Origin of the sequence: Streptomyces sp. CC53 (assembly GCF_001865245.1) — a bacterium.
Lineage (GTDB): Bacteria > Actinomycetota > Actinomycetes > Streptomycetales > Streptomycetaceae > Streptomyces.
Genome location: NZ_MKXB01000162.1, coordinates 17477 through 39567 on the forward strand (window position 1 = coordinate 17477; position 22091 = coordinate 39567).

Sequence of the window (22091 nt, forward strand, 5' to 3'; positions counted from 1 at the left end):
CGTGCCGAAGGAGCAGCTCATGTCCCAGCCCGCCCAGACCGTGCGCGCCGCGCTCGTCCAGGCCACCTGGACCGGCGACACCGACTCGATGATCGCCAAACACGAGGCCCACGCCCGCGAGGCCGCCCGCCAGGGCGCCCGGGTCATCGGCTTCCAAGAGGTGTTCAACGCCCCGTACTTCTGCCAGGTGCAGGACACCGAGCACTACCGCTGGGCCGAGCCCGTCCCCGACGGGCCCACGGTCCGCCGGATGCAGGACCTGGCCCGCGAGACCGGCATGGTGATCGTCGTACCCGTCTTCGAGGTCGAGGACTCCGGCTTCTACTACAACACCGCCGCCGTCATCGACGCCGACGGCAGCTACCTCGGCAAGTACCGCAAGCACCACATCCCGCAGGTCAAGGGGTTCTGGGAGAAGTTCTACTTCCGCCCCGGCAACCTCGGTTGGCCCGTCTTCGACACGGCCGTCGGCAGGATCGGCGTCTACATCTGCTACGACCGGCACTTCCCCGAGGGCTGGCGGCAACTCGGCCTCAACGGCGCCCAGCTCGTCTACAACCCCTCGGCCACCCACCGCGGCCTGTCCTCCTACCTGTGGCAACTGGAGCAGCCCGCGGCCGCCGTCGCCAACGAGTACTTCGTCGCCGCCATCAACCGCGTCGGCCAGGAGGAGTACGGCGACAACGACTTCTACGGCACCAGCTACTTCGTCGACCCGCGCGGCCGGACCGTCGGCGACACCGCCTCCGACAAGGAGGACGAACTGGTCGTCCGCGACCTCGACTTCGGCCTCATCGACGAGGTCAGACAACAGTGGGCGTTCTACCGGGACCGGCGCCCCGACGCCTACGAAGGACTGGGGGAGCCGTGAACGACGACCTCCTCGCCCGCCACAGGACCGTCCTGCCCGACTGGCTCGCCCTCTACTACGACCACCCGATCGAGATCACCCGCGGCGAGGGCCGCCACGTCTGGGACGCCGACGGCAACCGCTACCTCGACTTCTTCGGCGGCATCCTCACCACCATGACCGCCCACGCCCTGCCCGAGGTCACCCGGGCCGTCAGCGAGCAGGCCGGCCGCATCATCCACACCTCCACCCTCTACCTCGACCGCCCGATGGTCGAACTGGCCGAACGGATCGCCGCGCTCTCCGGCATCCCCGACGCCCGCGTCTTCTTCACCACCTCCGGAACCGAGGCCAACGACACGGCCCTCCTCCTCGCCACCGCGTACCGCCGCTCCAACCAGATCCTGGCGATGCGCAACAGCTACCACGGCCGGTCCTTCTCCACCGTCTCCGTCACCGGCAACCGCGCCTGGACCACCAGTACCCTGTCCGCGCTGCGCACCCTCTACGTGCACGGAGCCGTCCGCACCCGCGGCCCCTTCGCCCCGCTCTCCGACGCCGACTTCACCGCGGCCTGCGTCGCCGACCTGGAAGACCTGATCGGCCACACCGGAGACATCGCCGCGCTGATCGCCGAACCCGTCCAGGGAGTCGGCGGCTTCACCGCGCCGCCCGACGGGCTCTACGCCGCGTTCCGCGAAGTCCTGGACCGGCACGGCATCCTGTGGATCAGCGACGAGGTGCAGACCGGCTGGGGCCGCACCGGGGAGCACTTCTGGGGCTGGCAGGCGCACGCCGCCAGCGGCCCGCCCGACATCCTCACCTTCGCCAAGGGCATCGCCAACGGCATGTCCGTCGGCGGTGTCGTCGCCCGCGCCGAGGTGATGAACTGCCTGAACGCCAACTCCATCTCCACCTTCGGCGGCTCGCCCGTCACCATGGCCGCGGGCCTCGCCAACCTGTCGTACCTCCTCGAACACGACCTCCAGGGCAACGCCCGCCGCGTCGGCGGCCTCCTGATGGAGCGGCTGCGCGCCGTCTGCGCCGCGGCCCCCCTCGTACGGGAAGTGCGGGGCCGCGGCCTCATGATCGGCGTCGAACTCGCCGACCCCGCCACCGGGGCCGCCGCGCCCGACGCCGCCGCCGCCGTCCTCGAAGCCGCCCGCGACCGCGGCCTGCTCATCGGCAAGGGCGGCGGGCACGACACCAGCGTCCTGCGCATCGCACCGCCGCTCAGCCTCAACGTCGCGGAGGCCGAGGAGGGAGCCGCCCTCCTCGAAGAAGCCCTGCACTCCGTCCGGTGAACCCGGTACCCGTCCGCGTCCACGGCAAGCAAGGGGGCCGACCCGCACCATGAGCACCCGCATTCTCGTCCGAGGCGGCCTCGTCGTCACCGCCGCCGAGGAGACCCACGCCGACGTCCTCATCGAGGACGGCCGCATCGCCGCACTCGCCGCGCACGGCAGCAGCGCGGCCGAGACCTGGGCCGACGGCGCCGACCGCGTCCTCGACGCCGCAGGCAGGTACGTCATCCCGGGCGGCGTCGACGCCCACACCCACATGGAGCTGCCGTTCGGCGGCACGTTCGCGTCCGACGACTTCGAGACCGGCACCCGCGCCGCCGCCTGGGGCGGCACCACCACGATCGTCGACTTCGCCGTCCAGACCGTCGGCCACACCCTGCGCGAAGGACTCGACGCCTGGCACGCCAAGGCCGACGGCAAGTGCGCCATCGACTACGCCTTCCACATGATCCTCTCCGACGTCGACGACTCGTCGCTGAAGGAGATGGACCTCCTCGTCGAGGAGGGCGTGACCAGCTTCAAGAGTTTCATTCGGTCGCGTGACCAGGGGTTTTCTAGCGGAGTAGGCGATGTGACCGGCGGGGCCGTGGCCGGCGATCGGAGTGAAGGGACTTCTGGGAAATGACTCGGACTCTGATTACCGGCGGTCTCGTGATCACGGCCGCGGACGAGGTGCACGCGGATGTGCTGATCGAGCACGGCCGGGTGGTGGCGCTGGCGGCTCCGGGAAGCCAGCAGTGGACGGCGGACCGGGTGATCGACGCGTCGCAGAAGTACGTGATCCCGGGCGGGGTCGACGCGCACACGCACATGGAGCTGCCGTTCGGCGGCACGTTCGCGTCGGACACGTTCGAGACGGGGACGCGGGCGGCGGCGTGGGGCGGGACGACGACGATCGTTGATTTCGCGGTGCAGTCGAAGGGCGAATCGCTGCAGGCCGGCCTGAATGCCTGGCATGAGAAGGCGGATGGGAAATGCGCGATCGACTACGCGTTTCACATGATCATGTCGGACGTGAACGAGGCGACGCTGAGGGAGATGCCGAAGCTCGTCGAGCATGGCGTTTCCTCGTTCAAATTGTTTATGGCCTATCCGGGAGTCTTTCTTTCGGATGACGGGCAGATCCTGCGGGCGATGCAGGTGGCCGGTGAAACGGGCGGGTTGATCATGATGCACGCCGAGAACGGCCTCGCGATCGACGTCCTCGTCGAGCAGGCCCTGGCCCGGGGCGAGACCGACCCCCGCTTCCACGGGGAGGTCCGCAAGGCGCTGCTGGAGGCGGAGGCCACCCACCGGGCGATCCAGCTCGCCCGGGTCGCCGGCTCCCCGCTGTACGTCGTGCACGTCTCCGCGCAGGAGGCCGTGGCGGAGCTGGCGGCGGCCCGGGACATGGGGCTGCCGGTCTTCGGCGAGACCTGCCCCCAGTACCTCTTCCTGTCCACGGACAACCTCGCGGAGCCGGACTTCGAGGGCGCCAAGTACGTGTGCAGCACCCCGCTCCGGCCGAAGGAGCACCAGGCGGCCCTGTGGCGGGGACTGCGGACCAACGACCTCCAGGTGGTCTCCACCGATCACTGCCCGTTCTGCTTCGCCGGCCAGAAGGAGCTGGGCCGCGGCGACTTCTCCAAGATCCCTAACGGTCTGCCGGGGGTGGAGAACCGCATGGACCTGCTGCATCAGGCTGTCGTGGACGGGCAGATCTCGCGGCGCCGGTGGATCGAGATCGCCTGCGCCACCCCGGCCCGGATGTTCGGCCTCTACCCGCAGAAGGGCACCATCGCCCCCGGCGCGGACGCCGACGTCGTCATCTACGACCCGCACGCCACACAGACCCTGTCCGCGGCCACCCACCACATGAACGTCGACTACTCCGCGTACGAGGGGAAGACGATCACCGGCCAGGTCGAGACTGTGCTCTCGCGCGGCGAGGTGGTCATCGACCAGCGCAAGTACGTCGGCCACGCCGGTCACGGCACGTTCGTGCCGCGTTCCATCTGCCAGTACCTGGGCTGACGCACCCCAGGACCTCACCGCACCGACCTGAACTGGGAGGTCCCGTCGTGGACTTCGGACTCGTCCTGCAGACCGACCCGCCCGCCTCGCAGGTCGTGGGGCTGATGCGCCGGGCGGAGCGCAACGGTTTCCGCTACGGCTGGACCTTCGACTCCGCCGTGCTGTGGCAGGAACCCTTCGTCATCTACAGCCAGATCCTCGCCAACACCACCAAGCTGCACGTCGGCCCGATGGTCACCAACCCGGGCACCCGGACCTGGGAGGTCACCGCCTCCACCTTCGCCACCCTCAACGACATGTACGGCAACCGGACCGTCTGCGGCATCGGCCGCGGTGACTCCGCCATGCGCGTCGCCGGCCGCAAGCCCAACACCCTCGCCCGGCTCGGTGAGGCCATCGACGTCATCCGCGACCTCGCCGAGGGCCGCGAGGCCGAGGTCGACGGCAGCCCGATCCGCATCCCCTGGGTCAAGAACGGCAAGCTCCCGGTGTGGATGGCGGCCTACGGGCCCAAGGCACTGGCGCTCGCCGGGCAGAAGGCCGACGGCTTCATCCTCCAGCTCGCCGACCCCTTCCTCACCGAGTGGATGGTCAAGGCCGTCCGTCAGGCCGCCGTCGACGCCGGCCGCGACCCCGACGCCCTCACCGTCTGCGTCGCCGCACCTGCCTACGTGACGGCCGACGCCTCGCCCGAGGCCCTGGCCCACGCCCGTGAGCAGTGCCGCTGGTTCGGCGGCATGGTCGGCAACCACGTCGCCGACCTGGTCGCCAAGTACGGCGAGCACTCCGCCATGGTCCCGGACGAGCTCACCGCGTACATCAAGGACCGGCACGGCTACGACTACTCCCACCACGGCCGCGCCGACAACCCCGACACCGCCTTCGTCCCCGACGAGATCGTCGACCGCTTCTGCCTCCTCGGCCCCGCTGAGGCCCATATCGAGAAGCTGAGGCAGCTGCGCGAGCTGGGCGTCGACCAGTTCGCCGTCTACGACATGCACGACAACCGTGAGGGCACCATCGACGCCTACGGCTCCGAAATCATCCCCGCGGTCAACGCCTGACCGCCCGGCCCCCCCGTCGGCGGCCCGACAGCAGCTCCCAAAGGCTTGATCCGTGGACTGAGGAAGCTGCTGCCGGAAATAGCCGTGCCCCCTGCCGCGTTGGAGATGGTCTATGCGGAGGGGGAGGTGTTGGAGCTGCGGTTGTTCCACGCATTGAATGGGGGAGTCGACGAGGTTGTGCCTCGTCTCGCAGACGCCGAGGCGGATGTGCAGCGCTTTGTCGAGGCGAACATGGAGGCGCTGCTGGGGGTCCGGTTCCTGGCCTCGGAGTACGGGACGGGTCCGGTCCACGCTGGCCGGATCGACTCGCTGGGGCTCGACGCGAACGGGGCTCCCGTCGTCGTCGAGTACAAGCGCGGCACGGATCCAGGCGTCATCCATCAGGGGCTCTTCTACCTGAGCTGGCTGGTGGACCACCGGGGCGAGTTCGAGCGCTTGGTCCGCGACCGGCTCGGGGCGACGGCCGCAGCCCAGGTGCTCTGGAGCGCGCCCCGGCTGATCTGCGTGGCCGGCGACTACACCCGCTACGACGTCCACGCCGTACGCGAGCACCGGCGCAGCATCGACCTGGTCCGCTACCGCTTCTTTGGCAGGGACCTGATCGGCCTGGAGACCGTGGCGACAGCCACGGGGCGGCCGACGCAGGGCAGGCCGGAGCGGCGCACCGGGCCGGTGCGCGCGGGGCGCGAGCGGATCGAGGAGCTGGCGGCAGCGGCGGACGAGGTCCTTCTCGGCCTTGGTGACGGAGTCACCAAGGTGCAGCGCAAGAAGTACAACGCCTACCGGCGGCTGCAGAACTTCGCGAGCATCTGCCCGCCCCAGCGGACCAAGGTCCACGTGTACCTCTCGCTCGACCCGACCAAGGTCGACCTCGTCCCCGACTTCATCAGGAACGTCACGGGCCTGGGCCACCACGGCACGGGCGACCTGGAGGTACGGCTGGGGACCGAAAAGGACCTGGAGCGCGCCCAGGACCTGTTCCGCGCCAGCTATGCGGCGGCGTGAAAAGCCAACGGCCATGCGAATGCGCAACGACCTTCTTGGCCGTGTGCGCATCATGCGGAATTTCTGTCGTGAAGGTGCCTTTCGACGGGCGGGCAGGAAGTGGCGGTGGAGAAACCATCATCCCGAGATTCCCCGGTTGGGCTAACCGGGGAATCTCGGCTATCTTTCGCCGCGCATACCGCTCTGGAGGCGCTCACCGCTGTGCCCGTCCGGTGCCGGAGCCGAGGCGGAGGTGCGGCACCACCCAGGTGGTCGGAGCTGCTCGCGGTGTCAGGAGTCGGTTGAGCCGGTGGAGCGGTCCCGGCGGAACCAGGGGCGCCGCCGCAGCGGGGCTGGTGGTTCGGGCATACCTGGTGCTTCCTCGCTCAGTCCTGTGTCACGGGGCTGCTGGCCAAGGACGGCAGCACGCACAGCGGCCCAGTCCTCGGTCCGCCACCACTCGAAGAGGCCGTGGCGGGAATGACGGGGTGCTGGAGTGTAGCTACGAACTCGGCGCGCGTATACACGTCCCGCGTGCGCTGCGCCGGGTCGAGCTTGTGCTGGTGGTTGACGACCAGAGCTCCGCGAGTGACAGGCCGGTCGGGTCGCAGCTTCGGCCAGGTATCCAGGTGGCGCTGCAGAGCGGCCACCAGGGCTTCCCCCGCTTGGCCGCCTTGAGACTTCACCTCCACCAGGCAGGTCTCCTTGCCCAGGACCGCGAGCAAGTCCGCTGACTTCGTGCCCAGCTCCTCGTCCAAGTTGGTGACGTCGAAGCCGGCTGCGCGCAGAACGACCGCGACGGCGTCCTCCAGCTCACTGCCGGTGCCGAACAGCAGCCCGTTCCGTAGAGGTTCAGCCGCTTCCTTCGCCCGGGTCTGTTCGACCTTCAGCCGGGCCTTCTCAGCGGCGTAGTAGCGTTCCAACTCTTCCAGCGCGGTGCGCGCCGAGGACTCGGCAGGCGTCTCCAGGTCCGGGCTGACGCTGTGTGGTGAACGGACACGGCGAAGCGCGTCCGGGACGTGGGCGGGCAGGGCACGCTGAACGAGCCAGACAACCACGGTGTTCCAGTCGATCCCGTCCGGGACGATGTACCAGATCTGCTTGCCGTCGCTGGGCATCCAGCGGGCCACGACCGGTTCGCCGAGGGTGTCCATCAGGATGGGAACAAGTTCACCCTCCGGCTGGTGCAAGGTGCTTCCTGACGGCCCTTCTGCCGCCACCGGCCGAGGGGCCATGGCCCACCAGGGGCCGTCACCTGAACTGTTGCGAATGCGGAGCGCGAGGTCTTGATCAACTGGATCGAGGCTCGGGGCTAGCGTGATCTCCGACCCCGTCCCGAGGCGCTTGCCAGCGATCGAACCATTGAAGCCGCGGAAGTACACGCTGGCAACGTCGCCACCGAAGATCGAGTTCGTTGGCTCGCTGTTCGCATCTCCCATCGTGGCGATGATCAATGCCTTCTCGCCACGCGAAGCTGCTCCGTCGAGGAACCGCGTGAACTCGTCCGCGCCCCGTCCGCTGACGTGACTCGGATTGATGGCTGCAGCGCAGGTACTGGCGTCCATCCCTAGCCACCGAGGGGCGGCGCCAGCCTTCACCCAGTCGATGCCGTCGTACCTGTGAGCGGCTGCCCACAATTCTCGGACGTGTTTATGCGCGTCCGGATGAGGCTCCGGGAAATCGGCGGGGTCCTGGGCGGCGACGTGGACAGCGACGAGCCCGCTCGGGACTGCGGAGTGTGCCATGCGTTCACCGTAGCGGCAGATTCTTCAGAGATCCCCGGGTAGGTGACCGGGGATCTTGGCCACCTTCCGCCGTGCACACGGGCAGGTGCAGGTCACCAGCCGGACGGTTTTGCGGTGCCCATGGCGCGGGTGATGGTGATCTCAATGACGACCCGATTCGGATTAACCCGCGGGATCTTGTAGCGCTCGGCGTACCGGTGTTCCGCCTCGGCCACGGACTCCGGGTCGTCTTTGACGATGGCGGTTCCCTCCAGGGTGCACCAGCGCCGGCCCTCGGCCTGACTGACGGCGACCTGCGCGACGATCCCGGTGGCCTCGGCGGCGCGGATGTTGCGGACCTTCTTGCTGCCGCCGTCGCTGATGACCCGGGCGATGCCGGTCTCGGGATCGTAGGTGACCCCGACCGGCACCATGTGCGGGGTGCCGTCGGGCCGCAGGGTCGTCAGGAAGCACGTCCGCCGCTCCTGCCAGAAGGCGTCACTGTCGGCGAGCGGCTGGGCGGTGGTACTCAACAGTTGTCTCCTCGTCCAGATCATGCGGCGCAGTACATCCCGGTGCGGAGGGCTGTCTGCTGCGGTTCGACGGTACGTGACGAGCTGGCCGGCCCCACCTCTGAGGGCGGCGCCAGGCTCGCCCGGTGCTCCAGCTTCCGGACGAAGGGCTACTCGGTGCGGCAGATGCCGGTTCGGGAGGAGTTCGTTTCGGGCATCCGGCTTCGAAGCCAGCGGTTACTCGGCAGGATGGGAGTCATGCCTGATAACCCGATGGTGAAGCTCGATGGCCAGAGCGCATACGGCCTTGACCTGGAGATGAGCCTGCTTCTTCCGTCCTCCGCGCCGGCCCCTTGGTGCGCCGCGGTGCACGAAGCAGCTTGCTTCCTCGCCGACCGTCCTTGGGAGGGAGATAGTCGGGCCTCCGTCGACCTGACCACGCTGTCCTTGCTCCTGTTCGCCCGCACATACGCCGGCGACCGCGTTCCCCGGGACGTGCCGGTCGCCGAACTGTACGAGGCCCTCGACAGCCCCATGGACCAGGAGCCGCGCATCGTCGACGAGATCGACCGTGCGCTCGCTGAGGCCGGACAAGGCTACGACCCCGCTGCCATGCGGAGCACGCCGCTGTGGAGCATCTTCAACGCCGCCCGCGACCGCTATGCCGGCCGACTCGGCGGAAGCGCCCTGGCCGACGATGTCGAGCCTCCGGCCCCTGGCCCGTCCCCCATGCGGGCCGCAGCCGGACGGCTTGCCCAGCTCCTTGCCGACTATCCGGCCGAGGCCCGGGAACAGACGACCGCACCACAGGTCGCGCCCGGTCCACTCGTCATCGAATCTGACCGGATCCAGATCGTGACTGCCGGCAGCATCATGCCGCTTCGCTGCTTGCAGAACGACCCGGTGCGCACGGTGCGCGTCGACGGTCCCGAGGCGACGAAGGAATGCGACGAGGGGCACATCTCGGCTCACTGGTCCCTTGAGGCCGCGCGGGTGAGGATGGCGGTCGCCCGGGCGACGGGAGCGCGCCCCTCTGTGCAAGGGAGGTTCGAGCTTCAGGAACTGCTGATCGTGTCGACAGACCTGCCCCGCCACAGCGACCCGCGGCAGGCCAACGTGTTCCTGCGAGGACCGGAGCACCCGGTCGTCGGACGTGACGGCGTCTTCGAGCAGATCGGCCGCGTGATCGACGGCCGGCGCTGACCGACGATCGAGGGCGACGGAGTACGGCAGTGGCCGTGGCGGGCCACCGGGGCGCGGAAGGGTTCGGTGCGCCGGGGCAGTCGGGAGCCCAGGCCGACGGCTCCCATACAGGTGAATGACGAGCAGTCCGGTGCATGGCCGAGTGCGGCGCGCCTACCGTGCCAGGGTGACGGCCTGGTCTTGTGGACGGCGACGGCAAGGCCGCCGGTCACCGGTATTCCCAGACGTTGTTGGTGGAGGCCCGATCGAGGTCGAGCACCACGGCGAGGCCGTGGTGGTCGGATGCTCCTGGTGGGGAGTCGAGGAGCTGGTAGTCGGTGATCGCGTCGCGCAGCGGGGTCGACGCCCACAGCTGGTCGATGCGCTCCTCGGCGCAGGTGCGGCGGAGCAGCTTCTCGTCGCCGGTGCGCTCGTACAGCTCCCAGGCCGCGTCGACGAAGCCGCTGTACGACAGCGTCTCGGCAACCCGCCGTTCGGGCACGACGTGACTGTCGGACTCGGACGGAAGCCTCGTGCGGGCGGCGCGGTTGTACGGGCGCATCTCGGCGTAGTCCGGCGCAGGGTGCCGGGGGTCAGCTGGGGGGTAGTTGATGTCGCCGGCGACGATGCCGTACGGCCCGTACCGCAGGGCCCGGGTCGCCAGCAGCTTGGCCTCGTGTCGGGCGCGGTCCGGGACGAACGGGTCCAGGTGGGCGCTGATGACCGTAAGCGGGGCGGGGAGGCCGACGTCGAAGACGGCGGCGCCGAACCCGTGCAGTGTCTGGTCGGCGAAGTCGGTGTTCCAGCGGGTCCAGCGGCCGAGTGTCTCGCGACGGTAGAACAGCGCTGGCACGATTCCCGAGCTGGACGGCGGGAGCGGCAACGGTTCCATGTCCAGGTCATGTGCGGCCCGGGCGACCTGCCGGTGCCCGAACTCCTGCCAGCCCATGGCCTCCTGGATGCACACCAGGTCTGGATGCCCTGCGCTCAGGATCCGCTCGGCGAGGGCAGGCCACCGATCCTCCGGATCACCGTTGCCGTCGCGTAGTCCGCCGAGTCCGATGTTCTGGACCACGATCCGCAGTTGCATCATGCCCCCGATCGCAGATGGCCTCCAACGGGCCGTCGGGCGACCATATCGCTCGTCGATCGGCACGGGGCGACTCCCAGTGAAGAACCCTGTCCGATCTCGGCCGATTCAAATCCAGCTGCCGTTCGGGCGACGTGAGGGCTGCCGAGGCCGCGCGCGCAGGAGACGGATGCCTCGTCAGAACTGGAGGCGATCCTCGTAGACGGGAGCGAGAACACGCCGCAGACCCTCCAGAAAGGCGCAGCCCCACCGGTAGTCGGAGCCTTGGGAGATGACGTGGGCGGCACAGCACGCGGTGGTGGGCGACCGGTGGCCGCTCATTCCGGCGATGTCGTACCCCCACCTTTCACACGCGTACGCCGGTGCCGACGGACACCTCGCCGATCGCGGAGCGCTGAAGGTGCTCCTGTCCGACCTGCCAGGAACACCGGTCACGGTGCCGGTCACCACCCTCACACTCGTCGCCGAGTGGCATGATTGCCGAGAGATCACCTGGGATGTACTCGCCGAAGTGCGCCTGGGTGGCAGCCCCTAACGAGCGAGCGGCCCGCGCGACTGCAGTGGCATCGCCTGCCCCGACCCGTACGTCAGCCCCCGACCGGCTGGTGTCCTGCTTCGATGCGTGACGTTGGTGGTCCCGCGCCGACTATTCGCCTCTTGGGAGCTTGGCGAGAATCGACGACTCCAGGTGCCGCATGGTGCGTCGGAAGGAAGCCTCAAGGTCAATGCCGTACAGCTCGGCCAGGACGAGCACCGACCACAGACAGTCGGCGAGCTCATGCTCCAACGCCGCAGGGCCTGCCCCCTTCCGGGCGCCTTCCTGCGCCATCACTAGTTTGGCGAGGTCGCCGACGTCGCCGACGAACCCGAGCATGAACTCCTCTCGCGTCCACACACGGTTCCGCTCGTGCTCGTTCAACTTGTCGTACAGGTGGTGAATACGCATGGCCTGGTTGCGCAGCTCGTCAAGGTTCACCGTGTCCCCTCGTGCCGAAGCCGTTCGGATGTTGAACCTGCGAGGTTCACCCCGTGTTCTCCTGGACCCGGATGCGGTTCTGTCGATGGCCGAAGAACCTGGGGACGGGCATCATCAGGGAGATCGTTCTCCTTCCTCTCCCCACTCTCCATCAGGAATTCCCTGGCACCACGGAGCCGGGTGCTCAGCCGACGCTGCGTGACACGGCTGTTGAGGCGAACGTCGAGGCCGCCAGGGAGGCGCGTGTCGGCCCGGCGGCCGGCGGGCAGTACGGAGGGGTCGATGCCATCGCGCCGGGCGATCAGCACGCCAAGCGCGTAGCGGCTGAGGGCGTCGGGGCCGGCCAGATGGAAGACCCCGGTCGCGTCGGACAGCGCAAGCTCCCACAGGGCGGCCGCCAGATCGGCGACATGCACGGGACAGCGGACGTCGTCCGTGAAGAGGGCTCCGTCCCGCTGGCCGGCGGCGAGTTCGTGCACCAGGCGTTCGTGGGCGGACCCGCTGTCGCCGATGATCAGCGAGGTGCGGATGATCGCCGCCTTCGGGCAGATGAGCCGGGCTGCTGTTTCGGCGGCGGCCTTCGCGGCCCCGTAGGGCGTAAGCGGGTCCGGGTGGCGGGACTCGTCGTACTGGACGCGGCCGATGCCCGAGAACACGGCGTCGCTCGAAACGTGCACCAGACCGATGCCGAGTTTCGCGGCGGCCATGGCGACGTGGATCGAGCCGTCTGCGGTGACCGCCCAGTCGGAATCGCCGCTGGTCACGTTGATCACCGGACGCGGTGCCACCGCGGTCAGTACCGCCTCGACGCGTACGGGATCGCGGATGTCGAGCTGGTGCCAGGCAGCGGCTGCCGGGTCGCCGGGACGGGAGTGGAACGTCGCGGCCGTGTCCCAGCCCTTCGCCTGGGCCTGACGCAGCAGCTCCGTCCCCAAGAACCCACTGCCACCGATGATCAGCATCGTCATGCCATTACACGCTAGGGCACGCCGCCGCGGCCTGGGGGGTGAATCGAGAGCCCGGTGTGAGGCCGGGCTGGTTCGGCTCGAGTAACCCAGCAAGGGGCAGTGGGGGTGTTCGGGCGCAACGGTGCCCGGTCGTACGAGAGCTGAACTCGTCAGTTGTCGGGCCGCAAGGGTTCATCCTCTTTCGGGATCATTGCGACGTACCTTCTGTGTACCCTCTTCCAACGGCCATGTCGTTCACGTGGGGACTCGTTCAGGTGCTTTGCGGTGAGGAACGGTGCTTGCAGCCGCCATGGCCAACACCGCCATCTTCGTTCCCTGCGGCGACTCGCGGCGATGGGCCACCTCCACAGCCTCCACTTCCACTCATGCTCCTCCCCTGTTCGAAGGTTCGTGCGGAACCCGTGTTCACGATTAAGAGTTAGCGGGTGCTCCCGTCGCCAGCGGACTTGAAGGTGGTAGGGCTCCGTGTCGTTATCGGGGCGCGGGACATTGAGGATGATTGGCGCCGAGTCCCTGGTCATGGTCGAGCGCTCTTCCCTGCTGTTGGTGCCTTCGACCCATACCTTGACTTGCGACACCACAGCTGAGCCGAGCGCCCAGACGGTGATTGTTTGGCTCTTCTCGTTTGGCTGCGGGGCCCTTGAATGCCGGAGCCGCCTAATCCAGATAATCCGCGGACGCCCCACGGACTGCGGGGCCCTTGAATACCGGAGCCGCCTACTCCAGACGATCCGCGGACGATCCACCCACGCCCAGCAGGCAACAGCGATAGACGCGACCGCTGCTGCGAAAGCGAAGCTCAGCGTCGCCCATTCAAACCATCTCATCTGCTCTCCTGTGGCCGCTGGCGCGGCAGCGGCAGAGGAACTCGGCACGGCCGGGGTTCCCAAGCTGCTTGAGCATGCAGCGCAGGTGAGCGCAGCGAGGACGGTCGCGCCGATGCCGAAAGAGCGCACTTTGGCAGCACCCATGAGGCTATGGTGCGCCTAGCGGGCGGGCCGCGCATCGCCGTGCCGGTAGCCTGCACTCCGACGGCCGTGACCGTTCCGTGGGCCGGCCGCGCGCTCAGCCGAGGTCGGGGTCGGCGCGTTGCGGCTGGGGCTCGGTACGTTCTGATGCATGACGTTGCCTTCGGTGGATCTGCGCAAGGAGCCCGTGGAAGCCGCACTGGACCGTGTGGCGCGGTCGCTGGGCGTGCGCCTGGACCACGAGAGTGTGGTGCGTAAGCGCCGCTCCGTGGGGGCGCGTACGGACCGAGGTACGTGGGTGCGGATCGAGCGGCGGGGGCTCGATCGGGTCGGGGTCCAGGGCGGGGACGGCACCGCGTCTGCGGAGGCTCTACGCGGGATCGCCAAGCCGGCCTGGCTCGCCGGCGTTGCGTGGCGGGACGAGGCGGAGCCGGTGATGTGGCGAGCGGACGAGACGGGACTGCTGCCGGGTACCCCCGTGGGCAGCGCCATGGTGGCGGAGGACCCGAAGCTGTCCGAGGAGTGGTGGGCTTCGCTGAATGCTTCGCTGGACGCCCTTGCCGCGCAACACACGAACCGGATCGCGACATCGGACACCGAGACCCTCACGCAGGAACTGGTCATGGGCACGATCCGCGGTGTCTTTCCCGGTGTCCATGCGACTGCCGCCGACTGGCGTCCGGCCCATGCCGATCTCAACTGGGCGAATGTGACAGCGCCGGTGTTCTGCGTGTTCGACTGGGAGGACTGGGGCATGGCCCCGCGCGGCCTGGATGCGGCAATCCTGTGGGGGGCCTCCCTCGCCGTCCCGGCTCTGGCCGACCGGGTCCGCACCGAGCGGCGTGACGATCTGGAGAGCCGGGACGGCAAGCTGATGACGTTGTTCGTCGCCGCGAAGATCCTCGGCCCCTACACCGATCCCGGGGACCCGCGTCGGGTCCTCGCACGGAGACTGGCGGAGCAGGTCCTACAGCAGCTCCAGCCGGGCTGACACCCTCTCAGCCCGGTCGCGTGGGAGCTGCCCCAGGCGCCGTCATGTGCTCCACGCTGACTACAGGATGTACTCCTCCATCAGTTCGGCGAGGTGGGCGATGGCCGGCCAGGTGGTGGCGATCGTCGTGTGGGCGTGAAGACGTCGCTGGGCGTGGACGTACATGGCCCAGTCAGCGGGGTTGTCTCCTTCTTGGAGGAACGCGGGCACGATCTCCAGTGAAGTCGGGTTGGAGCAGGTCTTGGTCCGGTTGCCCGGTTCCGCCGGGTCGAGCTTGGTGACGCCGAGCGAGACCTGGTTCTGGGCCGAGCGGGGGTTGATGCCCCAGAACGCACGCTCCCCGACCTGGACGACCCCGGAAAACCGCCCGTACTTCGTCACGGGAATCAGCTCTTCTGTTTCTTCGCCGGCCCTGACCATCTCCTCGGTGACTCCGAAGGACCGGGGGACCGCATCGCGGTCGCTGCGTTCCCGGAGCCGGATGATGCGCAGGCCGGGCTGGTCGCCGGGCTTTCGGATCGCCGGAGTCACAGCGGGGTCGGTGATGTCGACACCCGGCAGGACTAGCTGGTCGAAGGCGATCCGGCTGTCCTGGAGCCATGGCCAGATCTCCCGATCGCTCATTCGCGCGCGGCGTACGAGCAGGAGTCGGTCGGCGGTGGAGTCGAGGGCCAGGGTGCCGGTGATGAACTCGGCGAGGGCCGCGCGTGAGGTGCGGGTGGCTACGCGCCCGCGGCCGGCGGTCAGCGCCTCGGGAAGTGCTGTCAGCGGCATGGGGTGCTCGGTCGGGCTGCCGGGTGTGGGCATGAGCTGTGCGGTGGGTTCTTCGTGTGTGTGCTGCCGGATGAGGATGGGAACGATCATCCGGTCGCCCGCGGGGGCGAGCCAGACCGTGATCAGTTCGAAGGGGCCGTCGATGCCCTTGGGTACGGCGATCTTCGGTAGGTGGCCGGCCTGGCGGAGAGCGTCGTTGAGGGCGGCGGCGGCGCGTTCGATGTCGGTCGTGGCGAAGTCGGTGTCGGCGAAGCGCTTGGCGAGGGCGGCTTTGCTGGGATTGGGGTTGGCCGGGGTGATCGGGCGAAGGCACTGGACGTTCCGGCGGAGAGCCGGGAGGGTCTTCTTGAAGAGCTTCTTGGGATCGCCTTGGCGCGTGCGCGAAAAGTAGGCGGCTCCTTCCATCTCCACGATGCAGGCGATGGGTTCGGCGAGGCGGGGGAAGGCTTCGGCGATCCTTGCGGCGCGCTCGGTCTCACTCCTTTCGTACTCGGCGCGTCGCGCGGCCTTGTCGGGGTTGGTGGAGCGGGGCAGGCCGGCGGTCAGGTCCCAGGGGTCGCAGCGGTGGAGCGTGACGTTGATCGGCCCGGTGAAGCCGGCGGAAGTCGCTGTGGATCGGCCGGGGGTCAGGCCGAGCTTTGCGGCGGCAGCGACCTGCAGGCCCTGCCAGGTCCGGTCGGAGGACGCCCATACCTCGATCTCGTAGGTGGGGGCGTCGGGCAGCTCCAGCGGCAGGAGCGCCTTGGCGCGGGTCCGGGCCTTGGGCGTGGGCGCGAGGGGAGCCAGTCCCTTCTCCTCCAGCTGGTGGGCGACCTGGGTGAGGACCTCCATGTGGTCGCGGGGCTGGTAGCCGTGGCCGACCGGGTGGTCGTGGACCGAGCGCGCCGGCGGGGCGCCGTCTTTGTCGGGGTAGCGGTAGGTCATGCCGGTGCTGTGGACGAGGTGGGCGGCGAAGGGCTGGGCTGCCGCGTCGCCGGGGGCTGCGCGCAGTTGGTCGAGGTTGGGTGGCTGGTGGTGGGTGAGGCGAGCGAGGATCTCGGCGACGCCCGGCTCCCAGGCCCAGGTGCTGCTCTCCCCGCGCCGCTGGATGGTGACTCCGCTCTGCAGGAGCATGGGCCGCTCGCGGCGGTGGACGAATCCTTCCTTGGCGGACAGGAGGACGCTGGCGGTCGGGTCGCTGAATCCGCGGCGGGGGATGTACTCGACTGGGCGCGTCGCGAGGCGGGTCATGTTCAGGTCTACGTGGAGGTGGACTTCGGGGACGCCGGGCACGGTCTCGAGGTGGAAGGTCAGGACGTCCACGCTGGCTCCGGCCGAGCCGTCTGTGTCGGTGAGGGTTTCGGGTGAGCCGAGGTGCAGGGTACGGCGGCCGTCTGCTCGGGTGGGGCCGAGTCGCAGGTCGCGGTGGTGTCCCAGGAGTTGGAGCCGGCTGCTGGTGAGGTGCTCGGCGACGAGGCTGGGCAGGAGGTTGAAGACGTGGCTCGGGGGGTTGGCGGTGCCGTTGGCATGAAGGTCGTGGCGGGCGAGGTCGAGTTCCTCGGGGATCCACTCCAGTTGGCCGGCGCCTTCGAGTTGGCTGTACCAGTCGGTGTCGGGCATGTGGGGTGCCACGCGGGCCGAGGCCCATGCCGACAGGGCGATCAGCAGGAGGTCCGGGTCGACCTCGGTCCGGGCCCGGAGCCATGCGGGATCGCGGGGGTTGGTCTGTACGGAGGTGATGTCGGGGTCGATAAGGGTGAGCAGGTCCCTCAGCGAGCGGGTGGGCAGGTAGTCGGGTCCGCCGCGGGGGCGACGGCCGGGCCGGGTATCCCACGCCTTTTCCAGGAGAGCGAGCATTCCCGGCGGGCAGGTCGTGCGGTAGCCGGTGACGGGCCAGGTGGCTTCCGGCGCGAAGGTGAGGACGGTGGCTTGGGTGCTGTGGTAGGCGGGCATCAGCGGTGACCCCAGTCGATGTTGTCGAGAAGATGGGAAGCCAGGCCCCAACATGCCTTGGCGAGTTCGTGGTCGAGCCGCTCGGCGACGGTGGCCGCGGGGCCGGGGTCGGTGAGCCAGCCATGCAGGAGCTGCTGTGCGGCGACGATCACGCTGGTACGTGCGGTGTCGGGGGCGGTCTCGTCGAGGTTCGCGGTGCGGGGGGCGAAGGCCGCGTCGCAGAGGTAGACCAGCACGGGCTCGTTGCCGCGGATGCCACGGCCGAGGGTCTGGTGGAGGGGAACGAGGAAGTTGCCGACGAACGCGGCGTGCTCGATGGGGTCGGTGAGCCGGGTGAACAGGACGGGCTCGCCCACCCGTCGCTGCCAGCGGCGACGCTCGCTGCCGCGGAGCTTGCGCGCGAGGTCGACCGGATCGGCGTGCTCAAGAGTGACGTCGACAGGATTTCGAAGACGGCGCATCGCCTCGCGGCTGAGGAGCGAGAGCGGGAAGGTCGCGTCGTCGGCGGGCGGGTGGATCCGGGCCAGGTAGAACACGGCGCCGAGGGCCGCGACGCGGCGGGCGTTGAGGATGTTGTGGCCGCGTTGAACAGCGCCTTCGGCTGCCACGAGGATGTCGGCACCGGAGGCGGCGAAGGTGGCCAGACGCCGCCGGGGGATGCTGTAGCGGGTGGGCGGATCGTCGTCGCGGATGACATGGAGGGCGGTGTACGGGGTCTTCTGGTTGATGTAATCGGCGACGGTCTGAGCGTCCCGTGTGCTCTGCACGGTGAACAGGACTTGCTGACGGTCGTCAGCAAGACGCTGACGGGCCTGCTGGAGGAGCGACTCCCGCGCACCGGGGGCGGGATTGCAGATCCACTCGGCGGACGCACACAGGGCGTGCGCGTGGAGGGTCGGGTTGCCTCCGGTGCCCGAGGTGAAGACTGGGCGGCCGTCGCGGTAGCGCGGCGGGCGGAAGAACATCTTGCTTTCCAGCAGCGCCGCCCTGGCCTTCTCAGGTTCGCGCAGAACCAGGTTCGGGGTGACGTCGAGGTGGAAGCGGGGCGAGGCGGGCATCCAGCTGGTGGCGGAGGCCAGGACGACGTTGGGCCCCTGGATCCCTTCGGCCTCCAGGAGGTCATGCAGGTGATACAGCAGCCACCGGCCCACACCACGCAGCCACAGGATGCTGAAGGACCCGCTGTCGCCGGCCGGGTTGGGCTGCCACTGCAGAGCCATCAGATTGCCCGCGGCCTGTTCGGGGACGAACGACATCAGGTCGCGGGGTGGCTGGCTGCTCCAGAAGTCGTCGCCGTCACCGATCTGCGACGGGCTGATGGCCGGCAGACGCTGGGCGACCTCGAAGAACGATGTGGTGATGCGGGCGGCCCACAAGCCGCCCTGCAGTAGCTGCGCGAGCTCCGCCGCTGTGCCCCGGGCCGCGATGCCGTCGAGTACCGGCAGATGAGCCGCGATCCACGCCTCGGCGGCCTCCTGCGCAGACAGGGGAGTGTCGTGGGCCGCTGTCATGGCCTCGATCAGCTCGGCCCAGTTCTCTGCGGGTACCTGGAAGGAGGCGGTGATCAGCGGCTCGAAGTGCTCCTCGAAGTACCGGTCGGCGGATTCCTCCAAGTCCGCTTTGCGGGCGAAGTCGTTGCGCTCGCCGAGACCGTGGAGGCTTCGGGACAGGCGCCGCAGGAGGCTGTATCCGGTGAACGGTCCCTCGGCGATGAGCGCGCGCAGATGGTCGGCCCCCGGGTCGATCATCAGCCGGTAGAGCTCCGTCAGCGCCTGGTCGTGGCGGCGGAAGTGCTTGTCGCCCGCCGTCACCTCGGGGTCCCGGAGGTCGAGGAACCACGAGTGCTCCAAGCGCTGTCCGATCCGATCTCCCACGCGATGGCTCCAGCCCCTGCCGGGCTGGGAGAGAATCTCGTGCAGCAAGAACCGGTCGTCGAACTGCTGCTGCACGGTGTCGGCCTCGTCCATCAGGAGCACGGCCAAGTGATGCTGGGCCGCTTCGGCGACGCGAACCTCGATCTGGGACTGCGGCATCATCGTGGAAGCCAGGCCGGCCGCAGTGGTCACCCACACCTGGGCATCGGCCACATTGCGAGCCGCTGCGTGGACAGGGCATCGCGCAAGGATCGGGCAGTCCCGCCGCCCGCGCTGGCCGTCCACGAAGAGCTTGCCTCTGCACGGCCGCTCCTCCCTCGGGAGCGGAGCACGGTCGCTCCTGCTGGTTAGGCGCAGCTCCTCCAGATAGCACTGGTCGTCGGCGAACGCCGCTCCGGCATCGGCACCGGTGGGGAAGGTGGTAGAGCCGTCGTGCAGGAGCGATCGCCAGTAGCGGTCCTTGTGAACTCCCTCCCGGGTCCGTCCGAAGATGGGGACGGCGTTGATGCCGAGTGCCTGCAGGAAACTGACCTTGGCGTACATGTCGCTACCCGAGGCGAGCACGAAGCCGACCTTGCCGCCGCGCTGGGCAACGATGTAGGCGATCATGTCCAGCAACGTGGACTTTCCGCTGTTCATCAGGCCCACCACGTGCCACAGGCCGTCGATGACTATTTCCTGTGGCCGCTCCAGGAGGCGCCCTCCCGCATGGTCGGCCAGCAGGGCCTCCATCTGCTCCAGCCGCTTGACGAAGTTCCTGTTCTCGATCTCCGGGTGAGCGATCAGGAGCTCGTCCATCTCGGCGGCAGCCCGCTGGAAATCCTCCATAGTGAGAGGAATCGGCTCCCGTGCTCGGGAGGCCGTCGCCGCCAGCTCGGCTGGAGCCGGCGCGGGCACGAACGTCTCGGGGATACGGACCTTTTCCCGGCTGCCGTCAGTCCGCTCGAAAGAGCACGTCGAACCAGGCGGCGCCGGCCGATAGCCGCTTCCCGCCTTGTAAGGGGCGACTTCCTGAAGCCTCTGCCGGTAGACGTCGTGGCGTGCCGCAGCGTACGGGGAAGGGCGCCGGGTGAACACCGTCGACAGTTCAGCTTTGTGCCCCGCCATGTCGCCGGGCTCGAACCCGCGCACCTGGGCGGGGAGCTTTACGTACTGGTCGAGCTTCTCCCGCATCGTCCCGGTCTTGGCGACCGGGCCCATCAGCTCACGCAGGGTCCGGATCTGCGGGTCGAGTGCCGGGTCCAGCCGCATGTACCCGGCGAGCACAGGCCACAGAGCGCCGATGCCCTGCCCCGGCATGTGATCGGCCAGGAACGACAGCCCCAGTTCCAGGGCACACAGCTCCCACGGCTTGAGTGGGCCGAGCATCGGCCGGACGCACTCGTCGTCCAGCTCCTTCACCAGCGAGGTGCTCCAGGAGCGGGTGTCCCTCATCGTGCGCCTCCAGCTTTGGCCGCGCGGATGCGGACTTGCCGCAAGAACGCCTTCTCATCGAGGACCTCCACTCCGGCGGCCCGGCCCTGGAGCTCGCGCTCCAGATCCGTGAGGTAGCCAGGTGTCCGGAGGCGGTGCATGGGGACGACGATGATGTGCCGACGTGCCGGTACACGGGAATCGCTGCGGAACCCCCGGGCGAGGAGAGTGGGGCTCGCGCAGTCCTTCGCGTCGATCACCCAACATTCCCTTTCCCCGCCGACGCTCACGGGTTCGAAGAACAACGCCGCGTCCCAGGCGTCCAGACAGGGCCACGGCGCGGTCCGGACTTGGTCCGCCGGCAGTTCGGCGAGCCAGTCCAGCAGCCGCCCTTCGACGAGCCCAGGGTCGTGGAAGAACTGACGGGTCGCCCTGTGCTGGGTCCAGTACCCGCCCAGACAAGCCACCTCGAACCGCTCGGGCCGTCCGCCGCACCCTGGAGTGCCGCAGCCGCTCGCCCCGTCGTCGACTGGGTTGAGACACTCCCGGCAGCGGCTCAGCCGGACCTTCCCCGGACTCTCGACCGGATGGAGGACGTACGCGGTGCGCACGAACTTCGCGAGGTACGAGTCGCTGTCGGCGTCCGCCTTCGGCAGCTCTCGATTCAACGCGTGGACGTCGCGGTCGCCCAGCACGGGGCAATCGATTAGCAGTCGCCGCAGGCGGCAGTAGATTCGCTGCACAGCCTCCTCGTCGTCACCGTTCATCCGAGCGCACGACATAAGCGCTGCGAAGGTCTGGTTTTGAACCAACTCCGCCTCGACGTCGGGGTGGGACATCAGATCGGCTGCCTGCTCGGCGAACTCCGACAGCTCATCGCCGTTCAGCAGGACGGCTTCGAGATCACCGTCGGCGAGGGAGAGCTGAACGGGCCAGGACCCCAGCGGGCGACGGCACCACTCGAACAGCTCAAGGTCGTTGCCAGGCCAGTCCGACCCCAGCGCCTGCGCCTTCCACCACAACCGACCCCGGGCGTCACGCCAGGCGCGAGGCAACGGACTCTGCGCTTCAGCAGACTCGAAGTGCCCGGCATCCGCCTGCTGCCGACCGAACCGGATTCTCGCCAAGGCGGCACACAACAATTCCACTGTCATGTAGTCGTCCGCTGAGCTCCGCAGGCCCGTTCCGCTGGCGAGTGCGACGTCTGGTGACTCCGCTGTCCCCTCCGCTGGTGGACAGCCGCCTGGCGACTCCGGTTCGGCGGACTGAGTGGGCGCATGGCCAACGAGCTTGGCAGCTTCCTGAGTGGTACTCATAGCTGATCGATATACACCACGTCACTGACAACGCACTATCAGTTACATATGGATGTTCTTCGAGGGAACAGATGCTCGATGTGTGCCACTGCGTTTCAAGGGCGGGTGGCAGCTCCACGGCCGTCGACCTCGGTGACGACCCAGAAGATGCCGCAG

The 22091-nt window shown here is 68.7% G+C and carries 15 protein-coding genes and 2 pseudogenes; 9 read left to right on the forward strand and 8 right to left on the reverse strand.

From position 1 onward, the window contains the following. The first annotated feature begins 19 nt into the window (after positions 1 to 19). The 6 genes and pseudogenes from BJP40_RS19185 to BJP40_RS19210 all read left to right on the forward strand — a co-directional run bounded on the left by BJP40_RS19185 (position 20) and on the right by BJP40_RS19210 (position 6236). Complete coding sequence (locus BJP40_RS19185; protein WP_071281400.1) at positions 20 to 871, forward strand: nitrilase-related carbon-nitrogen hydrolase; 852 nt, start codon at positions 20 to 22, stop codon at positions 869 to 871. Further along, positions 868 to 2154, forward strand: a complete 1287-nt coding sequence (locus BJP40_RS19190; protein ID WP_071281401.1) for an aspartate aminotransferase family protein — start codon at positions 868 to 870, stop codon at positions 2152 to 2154. Before BJP40_RS19185 ends, BJP40_RS19190 begins: the two co-directional genes overlap by 4 nt. Positions 2155 to 2203: 49 nt before the next feature. Then, a pseudogene (locus BJP40_RS19195) lies at positions 2204 to 2686 on the forward strand (amidohydrolase family protein); the annotation flags it as partial. Positions 2687 to 2775: 89 nt separating this feature from the next. Continuing rightward, positions 2776 to 4167 (forward strand): dihydropyrimidinase, encoded by a 1392-nt coding sequence (gene hydA / locus BJP40_RS19200; protein WP_071281403.1) that lies wholly within the window; start codon positions 2776 to 2778, stop codon positions 4165 to 4167. 47 nt (positions 4168 to 4214) lie between these two features. Then, positions 4215 to 5231: a TIGR03842 family LLM class F420-dependent oxidoreductase gene (locus BJP40_RS19205; protein WP_071281404.1), complete on the forward strand. Its 1017-nt coding sequence runs from the start codon at positions 4215 to 4217 to the stop codon at positions 5229 to 5231. Positions 5232 to 5357: 126 nt separating this feature from the next. After that, complete coding sequence (locus tag BJP40_RS19210) at positions 5358 to 6236, forward strand: DUF5655 domain-containing protein (RefSeq protein WP_107416814.1); 879 nt, start codon at positions 5358 to 5360, stop codon at positions 6234 to 6236. A gap of 365 nt (positions 6237 to 6601) precedes the next feature. Here the strand turns inward: BJP40_RS19210 and BJP40_RS19215 are convergent, their stop codons facing one another. Together BJP40_RS19215 and BJP40_RS19220 are read right to left on the reverse strand one after the other, a co-directional pair. Next, positions 6602 to 7960 (reverse strand): hypothetical protein, encoded by a 1359-nt coding sequence (locus tag BJP40_RS19215; protein ID WP_071281405.1) that lies wholly within the window; start codon positions 7958 to 7960, stop codon positions 6602 to 6604. A gap of 92 nt (positions 7961 to 8052) precedes the next feature. Beyond that, a complete protein-coding gene (locus tag BJP40_RS19220) occupies positions 8053 to 8472 on the reverse strand; it encodes a PPOX class F420-dependent oxidoreductase (protein WP_071281406.1) in 420 nt (139 codons plus the stop codon). Positions 8473 to 8709: 237 nt separating this feature from the next. On the opposite strand from BJP40_RS19220, the gene BJP40_RS19225 reads away from it, so the two are divergent. Then, on the forward strand, positions 8710 to 9654 hold the full coding sequence (locus BJP40_RS19225) for a hypothetical protein (protein WP_143065971.1): 945 nt from the start codon (positions 8710 to 8712) through the stop codon (positions 9652 to 9654). 208 nt (positions 9655 to 9862) lie between these two features. Here the strand turns inward: BJP40_RS19225 and BJP40_RS19230 are convergent, their stop codons facing one another. Then, complete coding sequence (locus BJP40_RS19230; RefSeq protein WP_071281408.1) at positions 9863 to 10726, reverse strand: endonuclease/exonuclease/phosphatase family protein; 864 nt, start codon at positions 10724 to 10726, stop codon at positions 9863 to 9865. Positions 10727 to 10994: 268 nt separating this feature from the next. On the opposite strand from BJP40_RS19230, the gene BJP40_RS19235 reads away from it, so the two are divergent. Next, positions 10995 to 11258, forward strand: coding sequence for a hypothetical protein (locus BJP40_RS19235; protein WP_071281409.1), 264 nt, complete (start codon positions 10995 to 10997; stop codon positions 11256 to 11258). A 111-nt stretch (positions 11259 to 11369) separates the two neighbouring features. On the opposite strand, the gene BJP40_RS19240 is transcribed toward BJP40_RS19235, so the two are convergent. Beyond that, positions 11370 to 11669 (reverse strand): MazG nucleotide pyrophosphohydrolase domain-containing protein, encoded by a 300-nt coding sequence (locus BJP40_RS19240; protein WP_218153216.1) that lies wholly within the window; start codon positions 11667 to 11669, stop codon positions 11370 to 11372. A gap of 182 nt (positions 11670 to 11851) precedes the next feature. Beyond that, positions 11852 to 12667 (reverse strand): annotated as a pseudogene (locus BJP40_RS19245) (NAD(P)-dependent oxidoreductase); the annotation flags it as partial. Positions 12668 to 13786: 1119 nt separating this feature from the next. Here BJP40_RS19245 and BJP40_RS19250 point away from each other — a divergent pair. Beyond that, the gene (locus BJP40_RS19250) at positions 13787 to 14626 is read left to right on the forward strand and encodes a hypothetical protein (protein ID WP_177204423.1); all 840 of its coding nucleotides are present in this window, start codon (positions 13787 to 13789) and stop codon (positions 14624 to 14626) included. A 60-nt stretch (positions 14627 to 14686) separates the two neighbouring features. Here BJP40_RS19250 and BJP40_RS19255 read toward each other — a convergent pair whose 3' ends face one another. Genes BJP40_RS19255 through BJP40_RS33110 form a run of 3 tightly spaced genes read right to left on the reverse strand, consistent with a single transcriptional unit; the run spans position 14687 to position 21935 of the window. Continuing rightward, a complete protein-coding gene (locus BJP40_RS19255) occupies positions 14687 to 17332 on the reverse strand; it encodes a pPIWI_RE module domain-containing protein (RefSeq protein ID WP_071281411.1) in 2646 nt (881 codons plus the stop codon). After that, positions 17332 to 20640, reverse strand: a complete 3309-nt coding sequence (locus BJP40_RS19260) for a hypothetical protein (protein WP_071281412.1) — start codon at positions 20638 to 20640, stop codon at positions 17332 to 17334. Before BJP40_RS19260 ends, BJP40_RS19255 begins: the two co-directional genes overlap by 1 nt. Then, on the reverse strand, positions 20637 to 21935 hold the full coding sequence (locus BJP40_RS33110) for a hypothetical protein (RefSeq protein WP_371258661.1): 1299 nt from the start codon (positions 21933 to 21935) through the stop codon (positions 20637 to 20639). The genes BJP40_RS19260 and BJP40_RS33110 overlap by 4 nt, the downstream gene beginning before the upstream one ends. Positions 21936 to 22091: the final 156 nt, after the last annotated feature.

Bases quoted from the DNA above. Each gene is read 5' to 3' on its own strand.
- BJP40_RS19185 (WP_071281400.1), top strand. From the start codon at position 20: ATGTCCCAGCCCGCCCAGACCGTGCGCGCCGCGCTCGTCCAGGCCACC.
- hydA (WP_071281403.1), top strand. From the start codon at position 2,776: ATGACTCGGACTCTGATTACCGGCGGTCTCGTGATCACGGCCGCGGAC.
- BJP40_RS19215 (WP_071281405.1), bottom strand. From the start codon at position 7,960: ATGGCACACTCCGCAGTCCCGAGCGGGCTCGTCGCTGTCCACGTCGCC.
- BJP40_RS19225 (WP_143065971.1), top strand. From the start codon at position 8,710: ATGCCTGATAACCCGATGGTGAAGCTCGATGGCCAGAGCGCATACGGC.
- BJP40_RS19230 (WP_071281408.1), bottom strand. From the start codon at position 10,726: ATGATGCAACTGCGGATCGTGGTCCAGAACATCGGACTCGGCGGACTA.
- BJP40_RS19235 (WP_071281409.1), top strand. From the start codon at position 10,995: ATGACGTGGGCGGCACAGCACGCGGTGGTGGGCGACCGGTGGCCGCTC.
- BJP40_RS19240 (WP_218153216.1), bottom strand. From the start codon at position 11,669: ATGCGTATTCACCACCTGTACGACAAGTTGAACGAGCACGAGCGGAAC.
- BJP40_RS19250 (WP_177204423.1), top strand. From the start codon at position 13,787: ATGACGTTGCCTTCGGTGGATCTGCGCAAGGAGCCCGTGGAAGCCGCA.
- BJP40_RS19255 (WP_071281411.1), bottom strand. From the start codon at position 17,332: ATGCCCGCCTACCACAGCACCCAAGCCACCGTCCTCACCTTCGCGCCG.
- BJP40_RS19260 (WP_071281412.1), bottom strand. From the start codon at position 20,640: ATGAGGGACACCCGCTCCTGGAGCACCTCGCTGGTGAAGGAGCTGGAC.
- BJP40_RS33110 (WP_371258661.1), bottom strand. From the start codon at position 21,935: ATGAGTACCACTCAGGAAGCTGCCAAGCTCGTTGGCCATGCGCCCACT.